This is a genomic window from Mycobacterium sp. 1465703.0 (genome assembly GCF_001672975.1).
Taxonomy (GTDB): Bacteria; Actinomycetota; Actinomycetes; order Mycobacteriales; family Mycobacteriaceae; genus Mycobacterium.
Map to the genome: position 1 here is coordinate 1 of NZ_LZKU01000205.1, position 9032 is coordinate 9032.

The window sequence follows — 9032 nt, forward strand, 5'->3', positions numbered from 1 at the left end:
GTGCCCGACGACAAACTCGACGAGCTGATCGCCGGTCTCGAGGCGCTCGGCCTGCAGTCACAACCGTCGCATTGGCGACGGAATCTGATGGCCTGCACGGGAATCGAGTTCTGCAAGTTGTCCTTCGCCGAAACACGAGTCAAGGCACAGTCTTTGGTGCCCGAGCTTGAACGCCGCCTTGCGGACATCAACCAGCAGCTCGACGTGCCGATCACCGTCAACATCAACGGCTGTCCCAATTCATGCGCCCGCATCCAGGTCGCCGACATCGGGCTGAAGGGCCAGATGGTCGACGACGGGGAGGGCGGCTCGGTCGAGGGCTTCCAGGTTCACCTGGGCGGCAGCCTGGGCCTGGACAGCGGCTTCGGCCGAAAACTACGGCAGCACAAGGTTTCCAGCGACGAGCTCGGCGACTACATCGAGCGCGTCGTACGTAACTTCCTGAAATACCGCAGCGAGGGTGAACGTTTCGCACAGTGGGCTATGAGGGCAGACGAGGACGATTTGCGATGAGCGAACGAACAACCAAACTTCCAGAAGCCGAACTGCGTGCGCTTGCCGCTCGCGGCGCGGCCGAGCTTGAGGGCGCCAGTGCAGCCGACGTATTGCGTTGGACTGACGAGACATTCGGCGGCATCAACGGTCCTCGCGGCTGGGCCACCTGCAACTACGTGGTGGCCTCGAGCATGCAGGAGGCTGTATTGATCGATCTGGCGGCCAAGGCACGGCCGGGTGTACCGGTGGTGTTTCTGGACACGGGTTACCACTTCGCGGAGACCATCGGTACCCGTGACGCGATCGAGTCCGTGTACGACATCCGGGTGCTCAATGTGACTCCCGAACAGACGGTCGCCCAGCAGGACAATCTGCGGGGCAAGGACCTGTTCGCGCGCGATCCGGGTGAATGCTGCCGGCTGCGCAAGGTCGAACCGCTGGGCAAAACGCTGCGCGGATATTCGGCGTGGGTAACCGGACTGCGCCGGGGCGAGACCGCCGCCCGCGCCAACGCCCCGGTGGTCGGCTTCGACGAGGGGTTCAAGCTGGTCAAGGTCAACCCGCTGGTCGAATGGTCCGATGAGGACGTCCAGAACTACATCGACGAGCACGGCGTGTTAGTCAATCCGCTTATGTACGAAGGCTATTCGTCGATCGGTTGCGCGCCCTGCACGGCCAAGCCGCTGGCCGGCGCCGATCCGCGCAGCGGGCGCTGGCAAGGTCTTTCCAAGACCGAATGCGGGCTGCACGCCTCGTAGCGACCAGCGCGCGTACGACGACCAAGGCCGCTGCTAGGCGGATGTCAGCGTGTTTTCATCCTGGTCGGCCACGCCGGCGCGACTAGGTTCCGTCCCCTCATCTGCGATCGGTGGCACCCGGGTGGCGCGCACGTACACGGTGTCGCCTTCGCGCAGTGCCAGCGCCTCGGCGTCACCGCGGGTGATCTGGGCGGTGAAAAAGCCACCGGTGGCGGCGTTGGTCAACTCCACTCGCACCTCGAAGCCGAGCGCGACGACCCGGTCGACGGTGGCACGCACCACCCCGACGGAATCCGCGGTGCCGTCACCGCCGGCAATCGCCATCTCGGGATTTCGGCCCACCCGGATATCGTGCGGGCGGACCAGCGCTCCGTTGAGGGTGGACACCGCGCCGAGAAACGACATCACGAACGCGTTCGCCGGGGCATCGTAGACGTCGGTCGGGGATCCGATCTGTTCGATGCGGCCATGGTTGAGCACCGCGATCCGATCGGCGACATCCAATGCCTCGGCCTGATCGTGCGTCACCAGCACCGTGGTCACATGCACGTCGTCGTGCAGGCGGCGCAACCACGCGCGCAGATCTTCGCGCACCTTGGCGTCCAGCGCGCCGAACGGCTCGTCGAGCAGCAGCACTTGCGGGTCGACCGCCAGCGCTCGCGCCAGTGCCATCCGCTGTCGTTGACCACCGGACAGCTGGTTGGGGTAACGGGTCTGAAACCCGCTCAGTCCCACCACTTCAAGCAGATTGTCGACTTTTTCTTTGATCTCGGCCTTGGGGCGCTTGCGCACCTTGAGCCCGTAGGCGACGTTGTCGCGAACCGTCAAGTGCTTGAACGCCGCGTAGTGCTGGAACACGAACCCGATGCCGCGGCGTTGCGGCGGCACCCGGGTCACGTCACGACCGTAGATGGTGACGGTTCCGGTGTCGGGTTGGTCGAGGCCGGCGATGGTGCGCAGCAGCGTCGATTTGCCTGAACCGCTGGGCCCCAGCAACGCCGTCAGCGAGCCGGTGGGCACGACGAAGTCCACGTGGTCCAGGGCGACGAAATCGCCATAGCGTTTGTTGGCGTCGCGCACGATGATGGCCAGGTCACCCGGTTTGGCGTCAGTCACGGTCATTCCCCTCGTCAGGCCTGTCTGGCCGCTCGTGCGCGGCGTGCGTCAAGCACCACCTGGAAAACCAGTACCAGCACGGCAACTCCCATCAGCAGCGTCGACAGCGCGTAGGCGCCGTATTCCGCGCCGCGGTTGTACCGGTCGGAGACCAGCAGCGTCAGTGTTTGCGACTTCCCCGGCAGGTTCGACGACACCACCAGCACGGCACCGTATTCCCCCAGGGTACGTGCGATGGTAAGGACGATGCCGTAGGTCAAACCCCACCGGATGGACGGCAGCGTGATTCGCCAAAAGGTCTGCCACCAACCCGAACCCAGGGTGGCCGCCGCTTCCTCTTGGTCGGTTCCCAGCTCGTGCAGCACCGGCTCCACTTCGCGCACCACGAATGGCAGCGTGACGAAGATGCTGGCAAGCACGATTCCCGGCAGGCCGAAGATGATCTTGAGCCCCAGATCTTTCTCCACAAACCCGAGCGCCCCGGCCGACCCCCACAACACGATCAACGCGACGCCCACGATGACGGGCGAGACCGCGAAAGGCAGATCGATGACCGCCTGCAACACGCCCTTGCCACGAAACCTGTTGCGCGCCAGGACCAGTGCCGTGGGGATACCGAAAACGACGTTGAGCGGAACCACGATGGCCACCACCAGCAGCGTCAGATTCAGCGCCGATATCGCCGCGGGAGTGCTCACCCAGGCGTAGAACTGGCCGAACCCGGGCCGAAACGTTCGCCATAGAATCAACGTCACCGGGACGACCAGCAGCACGAAAATGTATCCCAGTGCGATGAATCGCAGCGAATAGCGCACTCCCGCAGACGATGTCATACGGACAACTCCTCGCGTTTTGCCGCGCGTCCACCCACCACCCGCAAGATGAGCAATACGACGAACGAAATCGCCAACAGCACAATCGAAATGGCCGCGGCACCGGTGCGGTCGTCGTTCTCGATCAGTGTTCGTATCCACTGCGACGACACTTCGGTCTTGCCGGGCACCGCACCACCGATGAGCACCACCGAACCGAATTCGCCGATCGCGCGCGAGAAGGCCAGGCCCGCACCGGATAACAACGCGGGCAGCAGCGACGGCAGCACCACGGAGGTGAAGATCTTCGGCCCGCTGGCACCCAGTGACGCCGCGGCCTCCTCGGTTTCGCGATCCAATTCCAGCAGCACCGGCTGGACGGCGCGCACCACGAACGGCAGCGTGACGAAGGCCAGCGCCACCGTTACACCCCAGGACGTGTGCTGCAGATGCAGACCAACCGGGCTGTTGTTGCCGTACAGGGCGAGCATCACCAGGCTTGCGACGATGGTGGGCAACGCGAATGGCAGGTCGATGATCGCGTCGACGAGCCGCTTGCCCGGAAAGTCATCGCGCACCAGCACCCAGGCGATCACCAGACCGAAGATCAGATTGAGCACGGTGACCCCAGCCGAGATGGTCAGCGTCACCCGAAACGACTCCAGCGCGGCATTCGAAGAGACCGCAAGCCAGAAGGCGTGCCAGCCGCCGCCCGCGGCTTGCCATACGATCGCCGCCAGCGGCAGCAGCACGATCACCGACAGCCACACCGTCGCCGCTCCGACCCGAAGGGCGGTGGTCCCGCGCCCGCGCCCGGGAAGCGGCCCCGGTGGTGTGTCGCCGCTGAGCTCGGGCCGGATTGCCAGCGGGTCAGGCGTGACGGCGGTCATCCGGTGGCCTTCGTGTAGATCTTGGTGATGCTGCCGGTGGACTTGTCGAACAGCTGCGGATCCGCCGTGCTCCAGCCGCCCAGGTCGGCGATGGTCCACAGTTTCGCCGGCACAGGGTACTGGTTTCGGAAATCGGCGGCGACGGATGGATCGACCGGCCGGAAACCGGCCTGCGCCCATACCTTTTGCGCTGCGGCCGTGTATTGGAAGTTCTTGAAGGCGACGGCGGCATCCAGGTGCGGGCTGGTGTTGACCACGGCCACCGGATTGTCGATCTTGAAGGTCTGCGACAAGTTGATGTGTTCGACCGGTTTGCCCGCCCGCTCGGTCGCGATCGCCTCGTTCTCGTAGCTGATCAACACGTCACCGCTGCCCTGGACGAAGACATCGGTGGCCTCCCGCCCGGACCCGGGACGCAGTTTGACGTGTTCGGTCACCAACTTCTTGATGAAATCCACACCCGCGCCGCTGTTGGCGCCGCCTTCGCTTTTGACTGCGTACGGCGCGAGCAGATTCCACTTGGCCGATCCGGAACTCAACGGGCTCGGCGTGATCACCTCGACACCCGGCCGCAGCAGGTCATCCCAATCCTTGATGTTCTTCGGGTTGCCCTTGCGCACTACCAGTGTGACCACCGAACCGAACGGAATCCCTTTGGTGGCGTCGGCATTCCAGTCCTTGGCGACCTTGCCGGCCTTGACCAGTCGAGCGATGTCGGGTTCGACGGAAAAGTTGACGACGTCGGCCGGCTTGCCGTCCACGACACCGCGGGACTGGTCCCCGGACGCCCCGTAGGAGGTGATCACTTGCACGCCCTTGCCCTCATCGGAGGCATTGAACGCCGGAATTATCTTGCTCCATCCGGGTTCTGGGACCGAGTAGGCGACCAGCGTGATGCTGGTGCGCGCGTTGGACAGGCCACCGCCTCCGACGGCATCACTGGAGCCGCCGTGGCATCCGGCGATTACGACGGCGATAAAGGCAAGGGCGAGGACGGGCCGCCAGCGCACTGCGGTCCTGATGTCCATTGAGGGCCTTCCGGTGGAGAAACGTATGGGATTTCGTATCCCGTTTCTGCGGAAGGGCACCTAGAACTTCAGGAGATTTCGAAAACTCCAGACCAGACCGCACACGGGTTTGGGAGTCAGCGACAACAGTGCACAACGGCATAGCGACCCGGGGTGCCGAATGCCATGCGCATGGCGGGAAGCCTAACAGGAAATGACATTGCCGCCACCGCGACGGTGGCACGCGTCCGTTAGTGGTGCATCAAGTGGGTGACCAGCCAGGTGATGAGCACCAGCGCCACCAGGATGGCCAGTACCAGCGTCACGTGCGACCGAGGCATGGCGGTTACCCGGGCGTCCCGTCGGAACGGCGGATACGGCGCATCAGCGCGATGCCCTTGCCGAGCAGTCCATCCAGCAGGGCCGCCGTGACGTAGGCCGCCGCCAGCACCACCGGCATCACCACCATGGCCTGCAGGACGAAGGGGAGGCCGGAAAGCCACAGCTCGTTGCCGTCCCACCAATTGAGGAACGCGTTCACGGCGCTCACCCTATTCGGCGCCGCCGCCGAAGACCAATGTGCGCAAGTCACAGCGGACGCGGTGATGGGATGCGCGCCACGCCACCGCGGGCAAACGTTGGACGCGAGGCCCCCGAACAGTGAAAATGTGCTGATGGTTTTGCATGTTCAGCCCGAGGACCAGCCGGCCGACACCATGCCCGAAGAAGCGTTTCCAGCTGCTGTCCCCGCAGCGCCGTTGTCTGCGTCCATCGACTTGCGCACCCCCGGACCTCTTGCTCCCAGCGCAGCCCTGAGAAATCCCTTCCCGCCGATCGCTGACTATGCGTTCTTGTCGGACTGGGAGACCACCTGCCTGATCTCCCCGGCCGGATCGGTCGAGTGGATGTGTGTGCCACGGCCGGATTCGCCCAGTGTGTTCGGTGCGATCCTGGACCGCAGCGCCGGTCACTTCCGGCTGGGCCCGTATGGCGTCTCGGTGCCTTCGGCCCGCCGGTACCTCCCCGGCAGCCTCATCATGGAGACCACCTGGCAGACCCACACCGGATGGTTGATCGTGCGCGACGCGCTGGTGATGGGGCCCTGGCACGACCTGGAGCGGCGGTCGCGGACGCATCGGCGCACTCCGATGGACTGGGACGCCGAGCACATCCTGCTGCGCACGGTGCGCTGCGTCAGCGGCACCGTCGAACTGATGATGAGCTGCGAACCGGCGTTCGACTACCACCGCGTCGGCGCCACCTGGGAGTACTCGGCCAACGCGTATGGCGAGGCCGTCGCGCGCGCCACCAGGGAGCCCGACGCCCACCCGACGTTGCGGCTGACCACTAATCTGCGGATCGGGCTGGAAGGCCGGGAGGCGCGTGCCCGCACCCGGATGAAAGAGGGCGACGACGTGTTCGTCGCGCTGAGCTGGACCAAGCACCCGGCGCCGCAGACCTATCAAGAAGCCGCGGACAAGATGTGGCAGACCACCGAATGTTGGCGGCAGTGGATCAACATCGGTGACTTCCCGGACCACCCATGGCGGGCATATCTACAGCGCAGCGCGCTGACGTTGAAGGGCCTGACCTACTCACCCACCGGCGCGCTGCTGGCGGCCAGCACCACGTCGCTGCCGGAAACACCGCAGGGCGAACGCAACTGGGACTACCGCTACGCCTGGGTGCGTGACTCCACGTTCGCGTTGTGGGGTCTGTACACGCTCGGACTGGACCGCGAGGCCGACGACTTCTTCGCCTTCATCGCCGACGTCTCGGGCGCCAACCACAACGAGCGCCACCCGCTGCAGGTCATGTACGGCGTGGGCGGCGAGCGCAGTCTGGTCGAAGAAGAGCTGCATCACCTGTCCGGCTATGACCACGCCCGGCCGGTGCGAATCGGCAATGGCGCCTACGACCAGGTCCAGCACGACATCTGGGGCTCCATCCTCGATTCCTTCTACCTGCACGCCAAGTCGCGTGAGCAGGTTCCGGAGACGTTGTGGCCGGTACTGAAAAAGCAGGTGGAAGAGGCGATCAAGCACTGGCGCGAGCCGGACCGCGGCATCTGGGAGGTGCGCGGGGAACCGCAGCACTTCACGTCGTCGAAGGTGATGTGCTGGGTGGCGCTGGATCGCGGCGCCAAGCTGGCCGACCGGCAGGGCGAGAAGAGCTACGCCAAGCAATGGCATGCCATCGCCGACGAGATCAAGGCGGACATCCTGCAGCACGGCGTGGACTCCCGCGGCGTCTTCACCCAGCGCTACGGCAGCGACGCGCTGGACGCCTCGCTGCTGTTGGTGGTGCTGACGCGGTTCTTGCCGCCGGATGATCCGCGGGTGCGCAACACCGTTCTGGCGATCGCCGACGAACTCACCCAGGAAGGCCTGGTGCTGCGCTACCGGGTCGAGGAAACCGACGACGGGCTGTCCGGCGAGGAGGGCACGTTTACCATCTGCTCGTTCTGGCTGGTGTCGGCGCTGGTGGAAATCGGGGAGGTCCGGCGCGCTAAACGGCTGTGTGAGCGGCTGCTGTCCTATGCCAGCCCGCTGCACCTCTACGCCGAGGAGATCGAACCGCGCACCGGCCGGCAGCTGGGCAACTTCCCGCAGGCGTTCACCCACCTGGCGCTGATCAACGCGGTGGTACACGTGATCCGCGCCGAGGAGGAAGCCGACGGCTCCGGGATGTTCCAGCCCGCCAACGCGCCGATGTGACGTGGCGATCGCGAGCGCGGCGTAGCCGGGCGAAGCGGGTCGCCACCATCAGGTGCGAGTCAGCGAGTCAGCCCAACGCGTTGACGTTGTCCATCAGGGCGTGCGCGACGTCGATCCCGCTGGCGTTGATATCGGCTGATCCCGGGTCGGAGGACCGTCGTCCCCCGAAAAACACCACCTGAACCTCGACCAGGCAATTCGACCGGACACCGATGGCACGCGCCTGCGGCGTGGGCCGCAGCGGCGGCATGTTGGGCAATATCGCGGTCGCGGTTTTGGTCGCCGCGATAGTGGACTCGGTGACGCGGACATCGCTGATGACGTTCGTGGTGCTGATCGGTCCGGTTTGCTCCGACGTCGTCATGCCGTTGCACTGTTGCCACTGCTGAGAGAATTGCGCGAACAGCGCCTTGGCCTGGGCGGCGGACGGGAGCGTGACCACGCCCTCCTCCACGACGATCACCTGCGCCGGTTCGCCGTTGTTCCACCACGATTCCGACGCAACGTCTTTCACGTCGGCTGACTGATACACACTCTGCTGCAGCATCGCGGTCACGCCCAGGCAACCGGCCTGCGACATGGTTCGCTCGACCCGATAGAGCTTCTCGGGGCCGCCGAATTCGGCCGGGTCCCGCGCCACGAACGGCTGGTTGAGCATCCTCGACAAGGTCGGGCCGTCGAGAAGCACCTGCTTGACCGTCGGGCCGCTGAGCGGTCGCGGCTTCAGATTCGGCGCCGGCTTAGCGGTGCCCTCCACGACTCCGCCGCAGCCCGTCGCCATTGCGGCGACCGCCATCAGCACCGTCGCCGCCTTACGTATCCGCATTGCTACTTCTTGCCCTTGTCCCCCGCGGCGTCGGCGGATAGCGCCGCGACGAACGCCTCCTGTGGCACATCGACACGACCGATGGTCTTCATCCGCTTCTTGCCTTCCTTCTGCTTTTCCAGAAGTTTGCGCTTCCGAGTGATGTCACCGCCGTAGCACTTGGATAGCACGTCCTTGCGAATCGCGCGGATATTCTCGCGCGCAATGATTTTCGATCCGATGGCGGCCTGGACGGGCACCTCGAACTGTTGGCGCGGGATCAGCTCTTTGAGCTTGGTGGTCATCTTGTTGCCGTACGCCGAGGCCCCGTCCTTATGGACGATCGCGCTGAAGGCGTCGACCGCCTCGCCCTGCAGCAGGATGTCGACCTTGACCAGTTGCGCTTCCTGCTCGCCGGCCTCGACTACGAGG

At 65.1% G+C, this 9032-nt stretch carries 8 protein-coding genes and 2 pseudogenes; 3 read left to right on the plus strand and 7 right to left on the minus strand.

The window, feature by feature from the left end; translation table 11 throughout:
- Together A5625_RS19000 and A5625_RS19005 are read left to right on the plus strand one after the other, a co-directional pair.
- Positions 1-513, plus strand: a pseudogene (locus tag A5625_RS19000) (nitrite/sulfite reductase); the annotation flags it as partial.
- Positions 510-1253, plus strand: coding sequence for a phosphoadenylyl-sulfate reductase (locus tag A5625_RS19005; protein ID WP_066997336.1), 744 nt, complete (start codon positions 510-512; stop codon positions 1251-1253). The pseudogene A5625_RS19000 and the gene A5625_RS19005, both read left to right, overlap by 4 nt.
- A gap of 33 nt (positions 1254-1286) precedes the next feature.
- Here the strand turns inward: A5625_RS19005 and A5625_RS19010 are convergent, their stop codons facing one another.
- The 5 genes from A5625_RS19010 to A5625_RS19030 form a co-directional block, all read right to left on the minus strand.
- Positions 1287-2375 carry a sulfate/molybdate ABC transporter ATP-binding protein gene (locus A5625_RS19010; protein WP_066997339.1) on the minus strand — a complete coding sequence of 363 codons (1089 nt, stop codon included), beginning with the start codon at positions 2373-2375 and terminating at the stop codon, positions 1287-1289.
- Between the two features lie 8 nt (positions 2376-2383).
- Positions 2384-3202, minus strand: a complete 819-nt coding sequence (cysW, locus tag A5625_RS19015; protein WP_066997342.1) for a sulfate ABC transporter permease subunit CysW — start codon at positions 3200-3202, stop codon at positions 2384-2386.
- Positions 3199-4071, minus strand: coding sequence for a sulfate ABC transporter permease subunit CysT (cysT, locus tag A5625_RS19020; protein ID WP_066997345.1), 873 nt, complete (start codon positions 4069-4071; stop codon positions 3199-3201). The genes cysW and cysT overlap by 4 nt, the downstream gene beginning before the upstream one ends.
- Positions 4068-5099, minus strand: coding sequence for a sulfate ABC transporter substrate-binding protein (locus A5625_RS19025; protein WP_066997347.1), 1032 nt, complete (start codon positions 5097-5099; stop codon positions 4068-4070). The genes cysT and A5625_RS19025 overlap by 4 nt, the downstream gene beginning before the upstream one ends.
- Before the next feature lie 325 nt (positions 5100-5424).
- Positions 5425-5619 carry a hypothetical protein gene (locus A5625_RS19030; RefSeq protein ID WP_066997352.1) on the minus strand — a complete coding sequence of 65 codons (195 nt, stop codon included), beginning with the start codon at positions 5617-5619 and terminating at the stop codon, positions 5425-5427.
- 133 nt (positions 5620-5752) lie between these two features.
- Between A5625_RS19030 and A5625_RS19035 the strand changes: the two genes are divergently transcribed.
- The gene (locus A5625_RS19035) at positions 5753-7795 is read left to right on the plus strand and encodes a glycoside hydrolase family 15 protein (protein ID WP_066997355.1); all 2043 of its coding nucleotides are present in this window, start codon (positions 5753-5755) and stop codon (positions 7793-7795) included.
- Positions 7796-7862: 67 nt separating this feature from the next.
- On the opposite strand, the gene A5625_RS19040 is transcribed toward A5625_RS19035, so the two are convergent.
- The gene (locus tag A5625_RS19040) at positions 7863-8621 is read right to left on the minus strand and encodes a sensor domain-containing protein (RefSeq protein WP_066997349.1); all 759 of its coding nucleotides are present in this window, start codon (positions 8619-8621) and stop codon (positions 7863-7865) included.
- A 2-nt stretch (positions 8622-8623) separates the two neighbouring features.
- Positions 8624-9032, minus strand: a pseudogene (locus tag A5625_RS19045) (elongation factor 4); the annotation flags it as partial.

Coding starts and splice junctions, on each gene's coding strand:
- A5625_RS19035 (WP_066997355.1), top strand. CDS start 5,753: ATGGTTTTGCATGTTCAGCCCGAGGACCAGCCGGCCGACACCATGCCC.
- cysT (WP_066997345.1), bottom strand. CDS start 4,071: ATGACCGCCGTCACGCCTGACCCGCTGGCAATCCGGCCCGAGCTCAGC.
- A5625_RS19025 (WP_066997347.1), bottom strand. CDS start 5,099: ATGGACATCAGGACCGCAGTGCGCTGGCGGCCCGTCCTCGCCCTTGCC.
- A5625_RS19005 (WP_066997336.1), top strand. CDS start 510: ATGAGCGAACGAACAACCAAACTTCCAGAAGCCGAACTGCGTGCGCTT.
- cysW (WP_066997342.1), bottom strand. CDS start 3,202: ATGACATCGTCTGCGGGAGTGCGCTATTCGCTGCGATTCATCGCACTG.
- A5625_RS19040 (WP_066997349.1), bottom strand. CDS start 8,621: ATGCGGATACGTAAGGCGGCGACGGTGCTGATGGCGGTCGCCGCAATG.
- A5625_RS19010 (WP_066997339.1), bottom strand. CDS start 2,375: ATGACCGTGACTGACGCCAAACCGGGTGACCTGGCCATCATCGTGCGC.